14 protein-coding genes are annotated in these 21010 nt (G+C 35.4%); 8 read left to right on the plus strand and 6 right to left on the minus strand.

The window, feature by feature from the left end; translation table 11 throughout:
* The first annotated feature begins 156 nt into the window (after window positions 1-156).
* The 4 genes from mnmE (at window position 157) to ODR02_RS11010 (ending at window position 6467) form a co-directional block, all read left to right on the plus strand.
* Entirely contained in the window at window positions 157-1542 is a 1386-nt protein-coding gene (gene mnmE, locus ODR02_RS10995) for a tRNA uridine-5-carboxymethylaminomethyl(34) synthesis GTPase MnmE (RefSeq protein ID WP_309512467.1), read from the plus strand.
* Window positions 1543-1741: 199 nt separating this feature from the next.
* On the plus strand, window positions 1742-3727 hold the full coding sequence (locus ODR02_RS11000) for an AAA family ATPase (protein ID WP_309512468.1): 1986 nt from the start codon (window positions 1742-1744) through the stop codon (window positions 3725-3727).
* On the plus strand, window positions 3724-5034 hold the full coding sequence (locus ODR02_RS11005; protein WP_309512469.1) for a 5-methylcytosine restriction system specificity protein McrC: 1311 nt from the start codon (window positions 3724-3726) through the stop codon (window positions 5032-5034). The genes ODR02_RS11000 and ODR02_RS11005 overlap by 4 nt, the downstream gene beginning before the upstream one ends.
* Before the next feature lie 23 nt (window positions 5035-5057).
* A complete protein-coding gene (locus ODR02_RS11010; protein ID WP_309512470.1) occupies window positions 5058-6467 on the plus strand; it encodes a hypothetical protein in 1410 nt (469 codons plus the stop codon).
* 36 nt (window positions 6468-6503) lie between these two features.
* Here the strand turns inward: ODR02_RS11010 and ODR02_RS11015 are convergent, their stop codons facing one another.
* Both ODR02_RS11015 and ODR02_RS11020 read right to left on the minus strand, forming a co-directional pair.
* Entirely contained in the window at window positions 6504-7505 is a 1002-nt protein-coding gene (locus tag ODR02_RS11015) for a hypothetical protein (RefSeq protein ID WP_309512471.1), read from the minus strand.
* Between the two features lie 787 nt (window positions 7506-8292).
* Window positions 8293-8901: an FMN-dependent NADH-azoreductase gene (locus ODR02_RS11020; RefSeq protein ID WP_309512472.1), complete on the minus strand. Its 609-nt coding sequence runs from the start codon at window positions 8899-8901 to the stop codon at window positions 8293-8295.
* 83 nt (window positions 8902-8984) lie between these two features.
* Here ODR02_RS11020 and ODR02_RS11025 point away from each other — a divergent pair, with 83 nt between their 5' ends.
* Both ODR02_RS11025 and ODR02_RS11030 read left to right on the plus strand, forming a co-directional pair.
* Entirely contained in the window at window positions 8985-9404 is a 420-nt protein-coding gene (locus ODR02_RS11025; protein WP_309512473.1) for a winged helix-turn-helix transcriptional regulator, read from the plus strand.
* 231 nt (window positions 9405-9635) lie between these two features.
* Complete coding sequence (locus tag ODR02_RS11030; protein ID WP_309512474.1) at window positions 9636-10895, plus strand: hypothetical protein; 1260 nt, start codon at window positions 9636-9638, stop codon at window positions 10893-10895.
* A gap of 59 nt (window positions 10896-10954) precedes the next feature.
* Here the strand turns inward: ODR02_RS11030 and ODR02_RS11035 are convergent, their stop codons facing one another.
* Window positions 10955-11545 carry a DUF4840 domain-containing protein gene (locus tag ODR02_RS11035; RefSeq protein WP_309512475.1) on the minus strand — a complete coding sequence of 197 codons (591 nt, stop codon included), beginning with the start codon at window positions 11543-11545 and terminating at the stop codon, window positions 10955-10957.
* A gap of 220 nt (window positions 11546-11765) precedes the next feature.
* Between ODR02_RS11035 and ODR02_RS11040 the strand changes: the two genes are divergently transcribed.
* Window positions 11766-12323 (plus strand): TetR/AcrR family transcriptional regulator, encoded by a 558-nt coding sequence (locus ODR02_RS11040; RefSeq protein ID WP_309512476.1) that lies wholly within the window; start codon window positions 11766-11768, stop codon window positions 12321-12323.
* A complete protein-coding gene (locus ODR02_RS11045) occupies window positions 12323-13171 on the plus strand; it encodes a sialate O-acetylesterase (protein WP_309512477.1) in 849 nt (282 codons plus the stop codon). The genes ODR02_RS11040 and ODR02_RS11045 overlap by 1 nt, the downstream gene beginning before the upstream one ends.
* Window positions 13172-13262: 91 nt before the next feature.
* Here ODR02_RS11045 and ODR02_RS11050 read toward each other — a convergent pair whose 3' ends face one another.
* The 3 genes from ODR02_RS11050 to ODR02_RS11060 form a co-directional block, all read right to left on the minus strand.
* Complete coding sequence (locus ODR02_RS11050) at window positions 13263-13961, minus strand: DUF1826 domain-containing protein (RefSeq protein WP_309512478.1); 699 nt, start codon at window positions 13959-13961, stop codon at window positions 13263-13265.
* Between the two features lie 149 nt (window positions 13962-14110).
* Window positions 14111-15976 carry a T9SS type A sorting domain-containing protein gene (locus ODR02_RS11055; protein WP_309512479.1) on the minus strand — a complete coding sequence of 622 codons (1866 nt, stop codon included), beginning with the start codon at window positions 15974-15976 and terminating at the stop codon, window positions 14111-14113.
* A gap of 71 nt (window positions 15977-16047) precedes the next feature.
* Complete coding sequence (locus tag ODR02_RS11060) at window positions 16048-20916, minus strand: PKD domain-containing protein (RefSeq protein ID WP_309512480.1); 4869 nt, start codon at window positions 20914-20916, stop codon at window positions 16048-16050.
* Window positions 20917-21010 lie beyond the last annotated feature (94 nt).

A 21010-nucleotide genomic window follows, 5' to 3' on the forward strand; every position in this document is an offset into this window, starting at 1 on the left:
TCAACAGAATTATTTTTCAAATTTTTATATTTAAAATCGTGTTTTCATATTATGTTTAATAGAAATAATTCCGCTGTTTTTAACTGAATACAACAATAGATAATCTGAATAGCAGACCTCCATGCAAATTCACATTAAAAACCGTAAATTTGCAGCATGAATAACGATACGATATGTGCACTGGCTACTGCCAATGGAATAGGTGCTTTGGGCATCATCCGAGTTTCAGGAAATGAGGCTTTATCTGTAGTTCAGAAAAGTTTTCCGGCAAAACAACTGGAAAAACAGAAATCCCACACCATTCATTACGGTTATTTTATGGATGAGGAGGAAGCTATTGATGAGGTAATGCTTTCAATCTTCCTGGCTCCAAAAAGTTTCACCACTGAAAATTCTGTGGAGATTGCTTTTCACGGGTCTCCACATATCGGAAAACGTATTCTTGAAACGCTGATCAAAAACGGAGCGAGAATGGCTAAGGCGGGAGAATTTACCCTTCGTGCCTTTATCAATGGAAGAATTGACCTTTCCCAGGCGGAAGCTATTGCTGATGTGATTGCTTCTGATAATGAAGCTTCGAGAAAAGTTGCGATCAACCAGCTGAAAGGGGGAATTACCAATGAAATATCTGTATTAAGAACTGATCTTTTAAATTTTGTTTCCCTGATTGAGCTGGAACTGGATTTTGCTGAAGAAGATGTAGAGTTTGCAGACAGAAGTGCACTGAGTGGATTATTGGATAAAATTGAATTAAAATTAAATTCTCTGATTGAGAGTTTCCAATACGGAAATGCCATTAAGAACGGAACCGCTGTAGCCATCATCGGAAAACCGAATGCCGGAAAATCTACGCTGCTGAACTCTCTTTTAAAGGAAGAAAGAGCGATTGTAAGTAATATTGCAGGAACAACAAGAGATACCATTGAGGAAATTCTTCATATTAAAGGACATGCTTTCCGATTGATTGATACCGCAGGACTTCGTGAAACAGTGGATGAAATTGAAGCTATCGGAGTAAAAAAAGCAAAAGAAAAGGTAGAAAACGCCAATATTTTAGTGTATCTGGCCGATGCTGCTACTGAAGATTTCTCGGAAGATATTGAAATGATCCAATCCCTATTGAGAGAAGATCTGAAGCTGATTATCTGTGCAACAAAAATTGATGAAGTGACTCCTACCAAATACGAAACGGTAGAAGATATTTTCAGAAATGCCATTTCCCACGAATTTGATTTTATTAAGATCTCAGCAGTTGAAAATCAAAATATTCAGGATCTTAAGAATGAACTTTCATCGTATGTTGAGCAGTTAAAGTCTGAAGAAAATAATGTTGTTATTACCAACCAACGTCATTTCGAAGCCTTAAGAAAGTCTCTGGATGCCGTTCATAAGGTAAAAGAAGCTATTTCTTTCCAGATCTCAACGGAATTACTGGCTTATGAATTGAGAAACGCCCTGGAACATCTTGGAGAAATTTCCGGAGAAGTGACGAATGATGAAGTACTGGGGAATATTTTTTCTAAGTTTTGTATTGGAAAGTAATTTAGCTTTTTCTTTGATTTCATCGAAGATGGCTATAAAAATGCATCGAAATTGGTAGGGTTTTCTATATCTAAAGAAGATTGGTATAATTTAAATATCAATCAATGCGATATTTCTACATATGCGGATTGTAATTTTATCAAGAAACCTTTTCTAGAAGAGTGTAAAAGAAAAGCACTATTTAAATAAATTTATAAAAATGAGAAAATTTTACTCTTGTAGCGTTGGTGAAGAAGGTAAAGGTTATGATGAAAAAAACCTTTCTAAAATCATTGAAAACAAAGCTTTTATTCTTCACGAGAATACTCCACAAAAAGGAGATTATCAAAATATTAAGAAAAATGACATTCTTATACTTAAGTACAGAGGTCAATTTGTAGCTTATGGGGAAGCACTTGATATTAAAAAATCTTCTGACGAAGAATGGAATTTATTTGCTCCTGTGGAAGAATGGTTTTTTCATGATACTTTAAAACCAGGAATCGGTCCCGAAATTAAAGGTATGAAGAATGCCACTTTAGGTGGTAGTCAATATGGAACTGTAAAACCTCTTGAAGAACAGTTTTCTTTAGAGAAGATTTCAAAAATTAATGATCAAACAGAGCTATACAAACTCATACAAGGGGAAATTCAAAAACAAAAAGAGGTATCAATTATGCAAGATAAAATAGACTTACTCGAATATAAAAAACAAATCATTTTACAAGGTCCACCAGGAACCGGGAAAACGAGAATGGCAAAAATGATGGCAGAAGAAATGGCGAAAGTTAATAAAATAGAAAGTCCAATTGATCTTATTGACAATTATTTCAAAACCTACAAACCTGATGAGTCAAGATTAGAACTACGTGCTAAAATAAAAGATTCATTAGGTGAATTTCAAGAAAAGTTTAAAAAAGAGGAACTTAAAAACTTACCATTAGAAAATTATGCTTTAGGAACTGATGGCAAAGACGGTTTCTGTTATTGGTTAGAATATGTTTTAACTGAAACAGGACAGTACAATGGGCAAGCAAACAAGGGAAAAATTTATTGGAAAAACGATGAACAAAAATATGTAAAAAGCGGTTTCCTTAAAGATATTGAAGACGATGAAGAGGCTATGAATAAAATGGCTGAATTATTAGATGATATTATCAATGAAAGACACACAAATGGAATTGAATATCGCATTGGAAAAGGGTTTGTTCTAAAAGTTTTAAATTCTTATTTTCCAGACAAATACTTCCCAATTAATAATGAAAAACCGTTAACAAATGTTCTGAAGCTTATAGGTGAAAAAACAGAGGAACTTAGTTATATTCAAAAAAATATAAGATTACAGGAAATATTTTTAGAAAAAAAAACAAAATTTAATTCTGATATCACTAATAACGAATTAATGTACTTCCTGTTCAATAATTTTAGTATTAAAAAGGAAGTAAAGTTAGAAAACAATGAATTGATAGTTGAAGGGAAATATAAAATAATCCAATTTCATCCCGCATATAGTTATGAGGATTTTGTGAGGGGTATTTCTGCAAAAACAAATGAAAAGGGAGATGTTAATTATAAAGTTGAGAATCGAATATTAGCGGAGTTTGCTGAGGAAGCATTTGACAATCCAAAAGGAAAATATATTCTAATTGTTGATGAAATTAACAGAGCTAATTTACCATCAGTTTTAGGCGAATTAATTTATGCGCTCGAATATAGATATAATCACGAAAAAGATAATAAAAAAGAGGCTTCTGTAGAAAGTCTTTATGATATTTCAGAAAATGAAGAAGAGCCAGACAGATTAATCCTTTTGCCAGATAATCTTTATATCATAGGAACAATGAATACCGCAGATCGAAGTGTCGGACATATTGATTATGCTATTAAGAGGCGTTTTGCTTTCGTTGACGTTCCTCCAACCTCAGATGCAATAGATAATGTGGTAAAAGATTCTGCAGTAAATGCAAAAGCGAAATCATTATTTAGTAAGGTTGCAGATTTGTTTAACGAAGATGAAACGAAAACTGTTTATTTACAGTCAGATTTTAAAGCAAAAGAGGTACAGCTGGGACATAGTTATTTTTTAGCAGAAACTGAAAAACAACTGGAAGTAAAATTAGAATTTGAGATAATACCGTTATTAAATGAATACGTTAAAGATGGTATATTAAGTGAAAATGCTTTAGCTGAAATTCAGAATTTATGATTACCCGTATTTATGAGCATTACAATGGGCGAGCTTTAAAAAGAGAATATGATTTTGAAGGTGATTTATCTTTCAATGAAGATTATTCTAAACAGTTTTACCGAAAGTCTAGAAATGAAAAAATAGATTGCTTTCGTATTTATTCCGATAACGAAACAAAAACCCACGCAATTGCCAATTCTTATTTCGTAGGAGTCGACTGGATAATTGAGAAAAAAAAAGCTATTTATATACAGCCTAAACTTAATGATTATTCTGACAACGAAACCGATTATTTGCAGATGTTGTTTTCGGCATTGAAGCATGAAGAAGTTTCTAAACACACTGTAGAACTATTTGAAATAAAATGGGATAAACCTACAATTGCTATTACTCAACAAGAAGATTTGCTAACTCCTTTACTAATAGTGCAATTTTTAACTTTGGTAAAACAAATCGTTCGAAAAGGATTGAAAAAATCTTATTATAAAGTTGAAAACAATTTACATTCAAAAGTAAAGGGGAAAGTTTTGGTAAGTCGAACAATCAAGCAAAATTTGGTAAAGAATAAACCATTACATACTTTTTGCAGCTATGATGAATTTGGTTTCAATGGATTAGAAAATCGCTTGTTAAAAAAGGCTTTGGCTTTCGTAGAACGCTATTTACCTACAATCAAAAATTTACAAACCGACAATTATACTACAGAAATTTTTAATTATATCAATCCAGCTTTTCAATACGTATCTGAAGAAGTAAGTCTTTATGATGTGAAAAACACTAAAACAAATGTTTTTTATAAGGAGTACAAGGAAGCCATTCATTTGTCTAAATTGATCTTAAAGCGCTTTGGTTACAATGTCTCTATTACACAAGAGAAGACAATAAACACACCGCCCTTTTGGATTGATATGAGTAAATTGTTTGAGCTATATGTTTATGGAAAGTTGAAAGAACGTTTTCCTTTAAAAAATGATGTTAAATATTTATTTAAAACAAATTATCAAGAACTTGATTTTATAATAGATTCCAAATTGGAAAATTATCAAATGATAGTTGATGCGAAGTATAAACCTCATTATAGAAAAGGTGAAATCAGCAAGGAAGATATTCGACAGGTAAGCGGTTATGCGCGAATGAAATCTGTTTATAAAGAATTACACAAGGAAGATAATTACAATCAAGTTATTGATTGTCTAATCATATATTCGGATCAAGGTGCAGGAAGAAAGGATTTTGCAAACGCCAATTTTAGAGGGGAAACTGAAGATAATTATGTGCAATTTTACAAAATTGGTATTGAATTACCAACCTTAAAAGTAAATTAAGAAAATAAGAAATCTTTATAATTATGCTAAGAATCTACTGTGATAAAAATATTTATTCTTCAATAAAAGAGGGTAAAAGAAACTTCAAAATTCCATTAAAGGAGTTGATGGATGAACTTAAAGACATCCTTATTTTCACCTATTCTCACGCACATCATCAAGATTTATCAAACTCTGACAGCTCATTTTGGCAAGAGGATTTACTTTTGTTGGAACATTATGTTAAAGATCATTATTTCGATTATGATGCAATCAAAAAAGAGACAAATTGTTTATTAGCAAAACCAACCCAATCCTTTTATGATACTGATTTTAGTATTGCAAAAAATTTCCTCAATCCAGATGATAATTTAATAGATAGCCTTTTTCCAACTATTGAGGGAGAAGACGAAGACGAGTTTTCAAAAATTGCAAAAGATCTATTTCATAATCTATTAAATATTCCTATTCCGAATCTTAAACCACCTGATCTAACAGGAAAAGAAAAAGAACTTTCTGAAAGATATTTACCGAGTAATGAAAACCTTACCGTAGGATCAATGATGGAGCATTTTTTAAAATTTGGGAATAATCTCTTAACAGATCGACAAGAAGTGATTGGGTTAAAAAAAATGATGGAAGAGTATGTAAGTAGTGATAAATACAGTTTCGAAAAATGGAAGGATCAATTTGATGAAAAGTTTAAAGAAAATTTCGGAGGTCAAAGTTTTACAGACTTAATGAAACAAACTTTTGAGGCTGTCAAAGATTATAATGACTATGACAAATTTGTTCTTTTTTTCAATTCTTTGGAATTACATAATGTTACGAAAGATAAACCATTAAGAAAATCGCAAGCTCTAGAAAGCATTCATACAGATGCAAATCACGCTTGGTATGCATCTTTTTCAGATGTTTTAGTTACTGATGATAAAGGATTAGCAACAAAAGCTTACATCACTTATAAGTTTTTCGAAATACAGACAAAAATTTTTACAACTGAAGAGTTTCTGAATAATAGAACGATATTCTTGCAACAAGAAGAAAATGATGTAAAGTCTTTTTTTAAAACTTTAGATTATGAAATAAAAAATAGTTTGATTTTAAGAAATAGTACTAACTCCAATATCGAAAATGATATGATTTTAAAAAATCATCATAAGTTTTTTAATTACTTTAATAGGATTAGTAATAGTAAAGGTTCTTTAAAATTATATTGTCAACGCCACTCAAATGCTAACTTTATTATGTTTAGAGAGGCAAAACTATTAACAGATAAACTTGTCAAGTTGTTTGGTGTAGATGTAGAAAATAAAGGATATTATAATTCTGAAAAAGATGATCCAAAAGACAATATTATCAGAAAATGGACATTTGAAAATATAGAATTAATCCTTGGAATCGCTTTTAATAATGGCGGAAATTGTTATTGTTTAGAGATTCTTATTCATTGAAAAAATCAAATTTATATAGCAATATTATCTTTTAGACTAAAGAAAATCAGTGGGATTTTTTTCTATATTAAAATCTCCTGATTCGAAAGTGAAGTTTAGTACTTCATCTCTAATGCTATTTTCTTGGGAGTGTAAATCGATACTTTCAAACTTGTAATTTACAGTAATAGGAGTATCAGGTGTAATGTTTTCATATTTTTCAGAGTCCATATTGTAATGAAATGCAGGATATAACTCAAGTGTTGGAGATTTTCCATTTGACTTAGGATAATCGAAAGATGCTGATAAAGGCAAATATATTTGGGCTACAATATTAGCAAAATTTATAACCATAGTTAATTCAGGATGAAAACCCTTATCTGTAAAGATTTTATTTGCTTCGTATAATTGAACACAAGGTTTGGCAAATTTTTTACGTGTTAGTTTTGTAATGAATAATGTTGAGAAAAAAACTATTTCTTCATTATCATTCTGCAACCAATCGAAAAGTAGTTGATATTTCTGTATTTTAATTTGAGGAAGAAAAGAAAGAGCAACTTTAAGCAATGATTTATAGATGTATATAGGTTTTATCGCAGGATTTCTAAAACGTATAGACATTGTTTTGTTTTCGATATCTACTTTATAGTCATCCAAGGAGCTTAAAAAAAGGTTTATTTTTCCGTCACCTGCGTATTTTACAGATGTTCTTGTTTTTTCATCATCATTATCTTTCCTTGCTTGAAAATTAGGAATTTTCTTTTTTCCTTTAACTCCTACAACAGATAAGTATGGTAAGAAAAATTTTGATAAATGACTCTCATATTTGCTAAACTTTTCATTACATGAATCACATTCATCGTAAATCACAAGGTTATTTTGTCCTAATAATTCAGGACAAGCGTGTGCTACTTTTTTAAAAGTTACATTGTCTTCATTTTTTCCACAAAATCTGCAAATTCTTAAATCAGGAGCATTTTTGGGTAGAGTTTCAGAAGAACCAATTATAGTATAAATTTCGGCAAATGAATTTCTGAAATAATGAGAGTAGCTGTTCATAATAATTAGTTTGATTTTTCAAATCCGGTTCTTTAATTATATACAATATTTTCAAAACCATTATGCAATATAAGCTGTTTCAGAATAATTATAAATTTGTTTAACTTTTTTTTCAACAATCAGGTCAAAATCCGTATCCTACTGGTTAAACTCTTTTTAATTGATTATTTAATTAAAATGTTAAACGCATTCCAATTTTGCAATTAGTAAATGATCAAATTTATCAAAATATTTTGCAGTTAGTAAATCCAACAGAGAATTATTAGGTATAATTAATTAAAACATTTTAATATAAAATTTGAGCTACATTTGTTAAAATTCCCAACTTGTTTTAGTTTAGAAACTAGATGAAAAATGGGGTGTACAGGCAAAATGTATTAATTATTACAGTTACAGTTACAATTGAAAATTTTTAAACACCTGATTTTTAATTATTTATAACCTCACTAATATACAAAAGTAGTACAAATTTTGCTATCATTTTTTTTGTATAAAGTAATAAACTTTTACATTACAGCTAATTAAGTAGGTGATATTCTCGCAAAAAATGTAGAAAAAAAAGATGTTGCAGCATCTTAACCGTGTACCACTTTTGTACACCTTGTATTGTGTTAACCACCATTATAAACACTTCTTTAGATACTGTATCGGAAAATAAAACCTTAATTTCTATTAATCATCCTAAAACAGTATTAATCACGAAAAAAAATAATTGCTAATCCTGCATACATCTTTACAATAAGCTAACAGCTACCTATCTGTATTTTAAGATAAGTAGCTGTCATATTTATGAGGCCTGAGTGATGGCTGTTTCAATATCTTCTACAGCTTTCAGAAAACTCGCTTCCCTGAGTTCCGGTATCACTGTACCTTCTGTTTTGAAAACTTCCACATCGGTGATTCCTATAAATTCAAAAAATGTCCTCAGGTATTTTTCCATATTCTCTACGATTCCATTATCATAGACTCCTCCTACCGCAAAATTCAGGTATACTTTTTTATTTTCAAGAAGACCTTTGAGCGTGCCATCGGAGTAAGAGAATGTTTTCCCTGCAATAGAAATATGATCAATCCATGATTTCAATGTTGAAGGAATCCCAAAATTGTAAAACGGAACACCAATCACAATAATATCTGCTTCCTGGATTTCCTTTATTGCCTGATCTGAGAACCTTGAAACTTCTCTTTCCTGTTCATTTTTTTCTTCGTCTCTTACATTGAAGGCATTGAAGTGTGCAAGTTCCATGTGCGGAATGATATCATTAGCCAGGTCACGAACAACAACCTTGCTCAAATTATCTTTTGCCAATAAATGTTCAATTACAGCCTGTGACAGTTTGCTGCTTACCGAATCTTCACCGCTGATGCTTGTTTTGATATTTAAAATATTTGCCATTTCTAAATTTTTTGTTTTTGACAGGGACAAAATTATTGTAAATTCACATTCCAAAGTATAGCAGTTACCTAAAGGAAAGCAACATGGAAGAACAACATGATCATAAAGAATGCCTGCAGGCACTTAGACCCATTCGGGACACCCTGGACATCATCAGCGGAAAGTGGAAATTGCAGATTATCATTTCCGTGAATGCAGGAAACAGACGCTTTACAGAAATACGAAAAAGCATTCCAAAGCTGACACCAAAAGTCCTGGCAAAGGAATTAAAGGAACTGGAACAGAACGGACTGATTGAACGGATCGTAACGGAGAGCTATCCCGTTATTATTGAATATTTCCCCACAGATTATACCAGTACACTAGATCAGGTAGTGACTTCATTACAGGATTGGGGCGAGAATCATCGAAGACATATTTTTGGGACAACTCGTACACCTATAGAAAAAAGTAAGGTTACCGAAACCACGAATGAACAAAACAAAATTATTTCTTCAAAATAGGAATTTACAGGTTGACTCTTTACCCTCACTACTCCTAGTACATTTCAGTTTCAGAAACGCTCAGTTCAGGAATTCTTCTTTGGTCTTTAAGCAACAATGATCACTGCAGTTTATTTTTTTAACCGGAAGTAATTTAATTCCCTTTATTTAATTGTTTGCTTTGAAAAATAGCGAAAAAGGGTAATGTTTTAGTATTTGTTTACAGAGGTAACTTTATCAAAAATAAGTACCATGAACACAATTATTAAAAAACTATCCATTTTAAGTGTATTCGCTTCACTTATGGGTTTCTGCGCTATCCTCTTTGCTCAGGTTTATCCTATCGGGCAAATGGTTTTGACAACTTACGGTCAGTCTTTTACCATGTATAACACGGGAGTAATTGTTCAGAATGGAAATCCGGGAAATGCAGGCCAGGCAGTATATGACCAAACCGGAATTAATTATCTGTGTTTGCCTTCAGCAGTTCCTTATCAAAAGGCATTTTTTCTTGATTTTGATAGAAATATTATCGAATTGGATTACCGATTGGGATACCGGATTGTAGGCTATTCCACGATTCCTGTCCCTCCCCGACCTGTGATGTTCCTGCCAAAACCAACTTACGATAATCAAATAGGAATTGAAACCGCTGACGGATTGAGACCCTTACCTACACAAATTGTGGATGAACAAAAACCTTTCGGGGACGTCATGATGACAAGCGAACAAACGGCTGTAGACTGTTATAAAAACACCATGAATCCTGACGGAACAATCAATCAGCTGGAATTCGGGGATTGTATGGTAACAAATATGGCTGGTAAAAAAGAACTTGAAATTTATAAGTGCGCCAAAAACTCAGAAACCCCTGAGGAACAAAGTCTTTGTATGCTCAGTATATTGGGAGGTTCAAAAGAAAGACAGATTACCCAGGATATGATGAAATGCTATAAAGAATATGGCAATAATTACGAAATGTATCCGCTTTGTTTCGCTGATAAAGTAAATAATCCGGAGTTAAAACAATTAGTTTCCTGCTTTAAAGATCAGGCCAGCAGTGGTCAGGTAACCTTTATGGGAACTGCTGTGTGCTACGGTGCAGGTAAGCTTAATCTGAATACGGAAGCACAAATAGCAGTGGAATGCGCTGTAAGTACCGGAGGTCAGCCTTATGCATTTGCAGGTTGTGCAGGCGGCCAATTGACCTACCGTGAATTAAGCAAATGTTTAACAAACGGTGTAGGTGGAGATCATGGATGTTTTGGAAAGAATAATACGATCGTTAAAGGATTAAATCAAATTGGAGATGCCTTAAAAAATCAGTTCGGACCTACGAATGATATCGTTAAAACATGGAATACGACCGTTCATGATTTACAATACGGTCCCGGAAAAAATCATGAAGCCGTAAAAGTGGTCAGAAACATAAGTAATGAACTGGGGAAAGCAGGAACTAATGTAGCCAAAGAAATAAAAAAAGTAGTTCCCAAAATAAGAATCAAATGGTAATTAAGAAATAAAACAGATGCACTTCTGTAAGTGCATCTGTACAATATTTAATCCTGCGACTACTTCTTCAGCATTTGAAAATTATATTTTATAGGGTTGAAAGGATTTACAGCTGTTCCTTCAACGGTTATTTTACTCGCAAGCAGTTCAAAATTCATATTTTGCGTGCTCTGTTTGGTAAACAATCCTTTTTTAGAAGCTGTAAATGTTATGACAACTTTCTTGTTTACCCCATCAATAGGAACCTGAACCGTTAATTCTTTAGGAAGAAGATTAAGTTCTATTTCCTTTTTTTGCTGGTATAAAACTGCTGTATAATCCAGGTCATATTTTATTTTCCCAATGGCTGTTAAGGCTTGATTGGCTTTCACAGGATCAGAAATTACAGAGTAAATAATTTCTTTCATTGGAAATTCTGAATAGGAAATCAGGTTTTTCTTGGCCGTAAAAGCAACCGCTGTTTCTCCATTCACAGTTCCCTGGGATACACTTGCTTTTCCTGTGTATTCACCATTAAGATCATCAAAACTGATGGTCACAGGATTAGGTTTAGGAGATTCATCATCATTACTGCAGCTTGCCAGAGCAAAAGGAATAGCCAGTAAGATCACAAGCATAGATATCAATTTTACATGAATGAATTTTTTCATTTTGATTTTAATTAATTATTTTGATTAAAAAAATATTTTACTGAGTACTCATCTATATAAATACAGAAATTCCATATCCTTGCTTGGGATTTAAAAAAATAAATTCAATTGCCTGATTTACTGTATATTATTTTCAATACCGATTTCTATTAATCATGACACCTAAAACAAATGTCTCAATATTGAGACATTTGTCGTAAATTTGAGCCAATAAAAAATAATGAGTACTCAACAAAAAATTATTGATACAGCCATAACGGTCTTCAATGAAAACTTTTCGGCAACATTTGAAGAGATTGCAGAACATTGTAATCTTAACAGAAGAACATTGCACCGCTATTTCAAAAACCGGAACGAATTACTGGAAGCCTGTAACAAAAATATGATGCAAGCCTGGGAAAATGCAGCTATTAAAGCTTGTAACAGTTCCACAGATCCGCTGGTACAGCTTGAAAACTTATTATATGCAGGAATTGAGAGCGGAACAAAGTATGCTTTTTTGATAAAACTGAATGAAATTGAACCTACCTATAAAACCGAAACAGGTAAGGAATATTTAAAAGTAAGAAATGAGCTGTTCAGTACAATTGAAAAACTACAAAAAGAAGAATTGATAGACAGCCAGTTACCATTAGTCTGGATAAAAATTCTTTTTACAAATACAATCACTGCAACCATCACCGCTTACAGATCCGGAGATATTGCTCCCAATGAAATAAAGAAACTAGCCTGGAATTCATTTAGCAGAAGCATAGGCTTGCAATTAAATAAACAATAATGATACATTCTTTTTTAATGATAGGCCAGTCCAATATGGCTGGACGCGGCTACGCAAAGGAAGTCCCTCCTATTTTTGACGAACATATTAAAATGCTGAGAAACGGATTATGGCAAATCATGTCAGAACCGATAAATTATGACCGTCCAAGTTCGGGTGTCGGGCTTGCTGCTTCATTTGCTGCTTCCTGGAGACTTGATAATGCGCAGAATGAAATTGGATTAATTCCATGTGCTGACGGAGGCACCAGTCTTGATGACTGGGCTGTGGATGGTGCTTTATTTGAAAACGCTATATCACAAGCCAGACTTGCCCAACGAACAAGCGAAATCAAAGGAATCTTATGGCATCAGGGTGAGAGTGACTGCTCTCCTGAAAAGGCAGAAAAGTATCAGGAAAAGTTTTCTGAAATTATTGAGGCGCTGCGTAAAGAATTAAACAGTCCTGAAATTCCTCTTATCATTGGCGGCTTAGGCGATTATCTATCCCATGGAATATTTGGGCAGTATTTCATCCATTATCCTTTAGTCAACCAGCAATTGGAACAGTTTGTGCAGACTCATGAAAACTGTTATTTTGCCACCGCAAAAGACCTTACTGCCAATCCTGACGGTGTACATTTCAATGCGCATTCACAAAGATTACTGGGAATCAGGTATTATCATGCGTATCGGGATCTGAAAAACATCTTCAATCCTTTGCCTGATGAGGAAAGCATACTGGAAAACATCTATAAGCGATCTTACACTAAGACAGAAAAAATCAAACTGCTGGAACACGAATTTGCAGTCGGGAATATTGAAAGTAAAGATTACTTAAACGAACTAAAAGCGATCAGCCACGAGTAAAAGAGCGCTTTATAATCAGTCATAAAAAATCCAACATCTTTACGATATTGGATTTTTTTATTCAATCAATTGATTTTACTCAAAATATAATCTAACAAATCAACAGCAACCTGTATGCTCCATCATTTTCAACAGGTGCTCTGTGAACACAAGGTAAGGCTGATTGCTCAGGATGATCTACAGCAATCCGCCAAAGATGGCCAACACCCAAATTGACAGGCTTTGCATCAGGTTTAGGCTGATAATGAAGATCAAAGAAATACTCTTTCAGGAAGTCTTCAAATTCTTCTTCCGGACCGTCGTGTAATGTTTTGAGCTGTTCCCGGATTTCAGGAATTAAAATTTTCTGTTCAACCTCATCATTGGCTATGATGTCGCTTGCTGCTCCGTGATAAGTACATAGAAAAGTATCTGTTCCTACGGGAGAACGGTCTACATGATATGAGTATACATCTGTTGAAATAAAACCAAGTTCTTCGTCACGTTCATAACATTTCAGTAAATTAAGAACCGGAGATGCTCCAAAATCTGTCAGTAACTGTAAATCATTTAAAATAATTTCCCTTGCGATACTGCCTTCTTCTGATAGTTGCAGTGCTAAAAGATCTTCACTGGTAACTTCGGTGATATTATCTTTTAACTGAAGCTTTGCCACAATTTCTTTAAAATCACCCGCCATATTTCGATGCCAGCAAATGGCATTCATCACTCCCTGAAAATGGGTATTTACAAGTTCAGAAAAGGAAGAAACCACCCCAATTTGACGATTATCAGAAAACATATTGTTCATATTTTGGAAAAAACAGTTTAGCCATTTAATTCTGTGCAAAAATACGGAATAGGTTATTCAATTCCATCAACCAGCTACGATAAAAAACAGCGCCCTCTTTTGGAGAACACTGTTTTATATATAAGGTTATTAGTTTTCAGTTTTGTTTTTTACTTCTTCAATATTTTTTCCGTTACTGTTGAAGATTTGGTTTTAAGTTTAACGTAATATACTCCTGTCTGAAGAGAAGATACTACAATCTGTTCCTGCATCATATTCAAAGTTCCCTGTTTTACCAGTTGTCCCGTGGCCCCAAAAATCTCATAAGAAACCAAAGGCTCTCTGCTTCTGATATTGAGCACCTCCTGAACCGGATTTGGGTATAACTGTATTCCTGCCTGAGCAGCAGTTTCTTCTACAGACATCTGGCTGCACGCTGATTTAGCAAATTTTGTAAAAAAAGACTGAGATTTCCCTCCTGCTACATTAACAGCCATTGTATTGACATTATCATTGGCCTCCGTAAATAATTGATCATGAAAAAAACCTCCTACTACATAATTACCATCTTTATCTGCGGCCACTGCCGTAAATTCATCGATAACATAATAGTTACTGCGAATCTCTCCTGTTCCCAAAACATCTCCGGTATCTTTGTTAAGTCTCACCAATAAAGGATCTGACCGATCTCCATCAGGGCGCACCATGGCATAGCTTCCCCAGATATCAGACCAGCTTCCTTTGGCAAATGCTATTTCGTTTCCATTAATGGCAATTGTTCCTTTGGTAAAACGATAGCCAAACTGAAGGCCAGACATTCCGTCCGGAGTTCTTGCCCATTGTACTGTACCTGCTGCATTCATCTTCATAACAAAAGGAACGGCTTCAACATAGTTTCTCAGAGGAAAAGTATAGCTTCCGAAAGTTGCAGGCACTGTTATTCCGTTAAAATAACGTCCTGAAATATAAATATCTGAAGTCACCGGATCTTTTATAATGGAATGAATTTCATCATCCGTACTTGTGGTACCATTATTAAGTTCTTTTCGCCATACCTCAGCTCCGGTAGTACCATCAAAAGCAAACACATAAGCCGCTTTCGTAAATGGAACATTATTGTAGGAAAGATCAACCAGATTGCTGAAACCGGGATCCATCCTTTTACCTGCAATGTAATAACGATTCAAACCTTCATCATAGACAACATTCACTTTTCCCTCTCTTCCCACAATATTTATTGCATTTCCTGTGATAGGAAGAAGCAAAGGAGCAACTGGAGTCATATTTCCACCATCATAATTGAACTTAACCGCATAATACTGATAAGTTGACGTAAAGGTTGAAGGCACCGTAATTAATCCGTTTAAATGTGTTCCTGCTCTGAAACCCATTACAGCATGAATATTTTTGGCAGAATCCATATACATCATCTGCACATCGCACATGCGGGAAAAATAGTTAACATCTCCCTGTAAAGGCTTACTCCATGCCAGTGTACCGTCCGAAGTATTATATTTCAACAGAAAAGCAGCTTTGTGCGCAGGCTCTGTTGTCTGGTCATAATAGGTATACAGAGGTTGTGTGTGGGTATCATCAAAATGTACGGGAACCGCATTTGGATCTCCGATATATGAATTGTTATAAATGGTAGCCATAACGTACAATCCACCGTTATTATCCACTTTAATATGCCATGCATTTTCTCCGTCTCCTGAACCTCCTATTGGCCTGGACCATCTTATATTTCCTGCACAGTCTGCAGAGAACAGAAAAAGATCACTCAGTCCGTAATTGGTTACAGAAGTACCATTCAGGTTTTGTCCCTGTTCACGCATTGTGGCAAGATAGTAGGTGTTATTATTGTCATCTACTACAATATCCCTTATGGATTCATCAAAGACATAATGAAACCCCGGATCAGCAGAACCTGTCAGCCCTCCTGCCTGTTTTCCCCATTGCCATTGATAATTCTGACTAAAAGATAATCCTGGTAATATCAGCAGTAATCCCCACAGTTTGTTTTTTAGTTGTATCATAAAAATTCATTTAATTATCACATACTATAAAAAAACAGTGCTCTCCGAAGAGAACACTGCTTTATAAGCTACTAATTTTTAATTAGTTTTCCTTGTAATGATGTATCTCCCGTTTGTACAATAACGATATAAACACCTTGCAGCCAGCTTGTAACTTCTACGTCTACCTCTCCGGAAGCCGTTTTCAGTTCCTTACGGAATTTGACATTGCCCATGGCATCAAAAACTGTAATCTGTTTTGCCAGTAATTTTTCATTACCTGTATTATACGAGATTTTCACTTTTTCCTTCGCAGGATTTGGTATCATTTTCAGAGAAGAAACTGAAGCAGCCATTACATTTCTTCCTGCACTTCTCATACCCATCCAGTTAGGATCTACCGCTTTGGTAGTAAACTTACATGTTTCATTTGAGAATAAGATCTCATCAGTACCCTGGAAGCTTGAGTTTGGATAGAATGCCAACGGATTAGCGTTCATATCATATACACCACCTGCCGGAATAGTAATAATGGAAGGAATATAAACTCCAAATCCATTAAGACTTGAAACAGTAAGGCTTATAGGCTGGCTTCCGCCATTGTAGATCATACCATATACTTTATAGTGATCTCCAGCCCATTTCATGTCTTTGATATTTGCTTCCAGCTTACATTCTGTTTCGAATCCACATTCTTTACCTGGATAGTAATTCATGGTTCCCGAAGTAAACTGGCATCCCAAATGATCGATCTGAAGCTGATATGTTCCCGGAGCATTAATATACAACGGATAGATATAATCATTGTTTCCGCTCTGGATATTATTTCCGAACAACTGCCACTCATGATGATCAAAGATTCCTTTAGGTCCTAAAACATAATTCTTTCTAAGACATTCATCATAACATCCTGTTGGGAACACCCACATCAGACTCTCAAGGCTTAATGGAACCTGAGTATTGCCTACTACTTTACATCCGCTTGGTGCAGTGTAAATAACCTGATAAGCACCCCCTTCATTTACCGTAATAGACTGACCTGTCATTCCGTTACTCCAATTGTAAACTCCTGCAGATGGACCTGATGCTGTTAACACAACCTGATAAGGCTGGCAGTTTACCATATTATAGGTTACCGAAATTGGGGCTGGCGGACTATTTACCGTTACCGTAAAGCTTTTACTGCTTGTACATCCTGATGTACCCGGAGTTCTTACTTCCAGAGTATAAACATACGTACCTGCCGTTAATGGCCCTGTACTTAGAGCAATTGGATAAGGAGCAGAAGTCCATGGTACAACGATTGAATTTCCTTTTTTCCATTGATATTCCAATGTATTATCCGTTACAATACCAGTAAGGACTGTTGAAGATCCTTCACAGATATTAGCCACTCCGGATATGTTAACATATGGAGGATTTTTAAGTGTCACAGGGATCGCTTTAGTACTCATAATGCTTGTTCTACATCCATCTGATGATACCAGCACCGGCCAGTAGTTACCAGATTGTGTTGGCGTGAACACAGGAGAGTTTGGCGCTCCTGATACAGGCTGAGAACCATTCATCCAGATATACTGGCTAGGAGATCCAAGCGTACTGGTAAATACGATATTAGGAGCACTTCCAATACATGCTACAAGAACAGGAGGCGCTATATCACCATCAAGAGTTGCCTCTTTCACATTCACACCAATGACAGCAGAAAGATATTCACATCCCTGAGGAGTTCTAATTTTCAGCTGAATGGTTTTTGTTCCTGCAGTATTATACGTTATCGTAGCATCTGACCCTGTCGTAATATACGATGTACCATCAAAGATCCAGGTATATGTATTTCCCGGAACATAGGTTATTGGACTGAACGTAATAGGCGAACGTGCACATAACCAGGCCGGAACCAGGAATGATGTATTAGGAATCGGAGCTAATGTAATAGTCTGCGTAGTGGTACACGTTGGTTTCCCAGGTGCAGACACTGTCATCGTAAAGGTATAAGTACCTGGTGCCAGATTATAAGTAGCAGATTGCCCTGTTTGAGTAGGCTGTCCCGGCGAAGTAAATGTATACGTAATAGATCCCGGATTAATTTCAAATATTGTAGAAGTGTTGAAAAGCGTTACACTGTATCCGTTTCCGCTACACACTGTACTGATATTGAATTTAGGCTCATAATTCTTTCTTACTTCTACTCCTTTACTGTACCAGCATGAACCGTATCTCAGACGTACAAAAACAATGTGTGCACCTGCAAGATTAGTCTGATACACCGGTGAAGCTGTTCCCTGACCAGAAACTAACGTAAGCATAGGATCAGACAACCATTGGATTTCGTCCGGAACTCCATTATAGGTTAAACCTGAAACTGTAATATTGTTACAAGCTGACCATGCCGGAACGAAGTTAATCTGAGGGTTTGCCGTACAGTTTCCACTGCTTGGGCAAGACTGAGTTACATTAATGTTTTGTGAAGAAACCACACAACCGTTAATATCTACAGCCTGTACTCTATAAGTTCCAAAAGCACCTGCTCCTGAAATAGTATATGAGTTGGTAGTTGCGCCCGGTATGATTGTATTATTTTTATACCATTGCCACGAAAGAATATTTGTAAGTCCTGTAGAACTGTTAGCCGTAATGGTATACGGTGTCATTGTTGTAGGATCACAAACTGCAATATTATATACCGGAGAAACAGTAATAATCGTTTCAGGGTATACAATAAAGTTAGCACTTGCGGTAGGTTTATAATTACATCCGTTCGTACCTGTATACGTTACAACAACCGTTTGAGAAACATTATTTCCTGAATTGTTCTGGATATATCCGTTATTCGGGAAGCTGTAAATCCCACTAGGGTTGAAGGCTGTAGTATACGTTCCGCCAGGGAATGTGAAAGTTACATTCGTTGCTGAGGTAATGGTTCCCTGGTTAACTGTGAAAGTAAGGTTTGACCCTAAACAAATTCCACCAACATTTGTGAAACTCACTACCGGAAGGGTGATTAAAGATACCGGCATAGTGATAATTTTCGTCACACCACACTTTACTATTTTTAAAACCAGGTCCGTAGTACTGGTTGAAGAAATCTCATTGAAGTTAACTGTAATATTAGCAGTACCCTGTCCTCCGATAACACTTCCAAAGTTGGAACTTGCAAATGACCATTCCATAAAATCCGGAACAATTCCATTCAGATTAGCACTGAAAGTTTGAGTGCTGCTCGGACAGAAAGGTCCTGAATTTGGATTAATAACAATTGTGCTAAGATCCAGTTTCGTTACATTGAACGATTTTGGAGCCGAAAGACATGCTGCACTACTGATCGATTTATTCTGTGCAGACACTGTATATGATGTAGCACCAGCGTTAAATATAACCGTTACAGAAGGTCCCGCATTACTTCCCTGAATGGTTCCGTTGGTAACACTCCAAACCGGTACCATTCCCGAATCCACTGAGCTGATTGTATAAACATAAGGTTTTCCAGGGCATACTTTTGTTTCTCCGGAGATTGTTCCGTTAGGAGCCTGTGGAATTGGTAATACCTTAATAATTCTTGCATTACTTTCACAACCTCCACCTTGCTTAGTAGCTGTAATAGTATACGTTCCTGCTGTCGCAAAGTTGTAGTTGAATATTCCCGTCATTACAGGAGAAGTATAAGTAGAACTTCCTGTGGTTACTTTCCAGATAACAGGCACGTTAGGAGAAGCCGTAAATCCCTGGCTTGTTCCTGCACAGATTTCATCTACGCCTCCACTTATCACTACCGGTGCCTCTACGATGATATCAATAGATGCCTGCCCTTCACATGTCAATAAAGTATTGAAATAATTAGCAGTAAGGTGATAAGTACCCGGCTGACTGGCTGAGAAAACAACTTCATTTCTCTGTTGTGTATTGGTCAGCAAACCTCCTGCAGGCCCCGATACATTCCATTGAACTTTCGTTGTAGGCCATTGAGGAATTGAATATGTGTACTGTCTTCCAGTACATATTACTTCCTGTCCTTTAACTTTTGCATTCTTTAAAACTACAGGAATTTTAATTGTCGTCCACTCAGGACAAGCACAATCAGACATATACATTACGTACCCGAAGCCGTCAAGCGGATCTACCTGATCCCATACTACTTCGATTTCGTTACCGTTATTGTTGATAATTGATCCACCAATAACTTTCCATTGTCCTTTGTTACATCCATCCTGTGCACTGTATTTCTCAGTACTTCCTTCACATACTACGGAAGCACAATTGATCTGTACAGGATCTGCTTTTAATACCTTGATCTGTTTTTTAATTTTATCCTGGCAGCCACACTTGTTGGTTACCGTTAATTGGATGGTATAATTTCCAGGATTAGCATACAAATGAGAGGGTTCAAAAGCGGTGGAAGTTGTACCATCGCCAAAATCCCAGAAGTAATTGATGATATCCGACCCTCCGTTCTGTTCAGAAAGATTGTCAAAATAAATCGTTGTATTTCTACATACCGTATCACCTAAGTTCAGTAATTCAAATTTAGCGATCGGTCTGTTAATCTTCACAATACAGATCGTCTGTGTTTCAACAGTTCCATCATTGTAGGTGATGACAGCCTGTAAAGATCCGTTACCTGCTGATCCCCAGCCCACATTGGCTATGGTATTCGCGGGCCCTGAAGTAGCTACCGTTCCTCCGGAGACTGTCCATTGTACGGCAGAAACATTAGGTCCCTGCACCTCATAGGTGACATTTGATGCCTCGCAGACGCGCAGACATTGGGATGAATTGATGTAGGAAAAGGTGGTTCCGTTATCAGGGACCTGATCATCTTTCTCGCCACGGAATTCCTGGCATCCGACCTGAGCGGTCCATGTAATTCGAGCTTGAGCTTGTAGTACCCATGGTACCAAAAGCCAACATAGCAGGAGCCATCTGAAGATGTGCTGCCTACCAAAATAGGTGTTGTTTTTCATAGTTATTAAAAAAGTGTTATTAATTTTTTGTCAAATTAATAAAAAATTCAATACAATAATCATTTAATAGTGAAAAAATAACATAATTTTATAA

It is taken from the genome of Chryseobacterium sp. CFS2, from assembly GCF_036543225.1.
In the GTDB taxonomy this organism is placed as follows: domain Bacteria; phylum Bacteroidota; class Bacteroidia; order Flavobacteriales; family Weeksellaceae; genus Chryseobacterium; species Chryseobacterium culicis_A.

Coding starts and splice junctions, on each gene's coding strand:
- ODR02_RS11020 (WP_309512472.1), bottom strand. CDS start 8,901: ATGGCAAATATTTTAAATATCAAAACAAGCATCAGCGGTGAAGATTCG.
- ODR02_RS11035 (WP_309512475.1), bottom strand. CDS start 11,545: ATGAAAAAATTCATTCATGTAAAATTGATATCTATGCTTGTGATCTTA.
- ODR02_RS11055 (WP_309512479.1), bottom strand. CDS start 15,976: ATGATACAACTAAAAAACAAACTGTGGGGATTACTGCTGATATTACCA.
- ODR02_RS11050 (WP_309512478.1), bottom strand. CDS start 13,961: ATGAACAATATGTTTTCTGATAATCGTCAAATTGGGGTGGTTTCTTCC.
- ODR02_RS11060 (WP_309512480.1), bottom strand. CDS start 20,916: ATGAAAAACAACACCTATTTTGGTAGGCAGCACATCTTCAGATGGCTC.
- ODR02_RS11015 (WP_309512471.1), bottom strand. CDS start 7,505: ATGAACAGCTACTCTCATTATTTCAGAAATTCATTTGCCGAAATTTAT.
- mnmE (WP_309512467.1), top strand. CDS start 157: ATGAATAACGATACGATATGTGCACTGGCTACTGCCAATGGAATAGGT.
- ODR02_RS11045 (WP_309512477.1), top strand. CDS start 12,323: ATGATACATTCTTTTTTAATGATAGGCCAGTCCAATATGGCTGGACGC.
- ODR02_RS11030 (WP_309512474.1), top strand. CDS start 9,636: ATGAACACAATTATTAAAAAACTATCCATTTTAAGTGTATTCGCTTCA.
- ODR02_RS11005 (WP_309512469.1), top strand. CDS start 3,724: ATGATTACCCGTATTTATGAGCATTACAATGGGCGAGCTTTAAAAAGA.
- ODR02_RS11040 (WP_309512476.1), top strand. CDS start 11,766: ATGAGTACTCAACAAAAAATTATTGATACAGCCATAACGGTCTTCAAT.
- ODR02_RS11010 (WP_309512470.1), top strand. CDS start 5,058: ATGCTAAGAATCTACTGTGATAAAAATATTTATTCTTCAATAAAAGAG.
- ODR02_RS11025 (WP_309512473.1), top strand. CDS start 8,985: ATGGAAGAACAACATGATCATAAAGAATGCCTGCAGGCACTTAGACCC.
- ODR02_RS11000 (WP_309512468.1), top strand. CDS start 1,742: ATGAGAAAATTTTACTCTTGTAGCGTTGGTGAAGAAGGTAAAGGTTAT.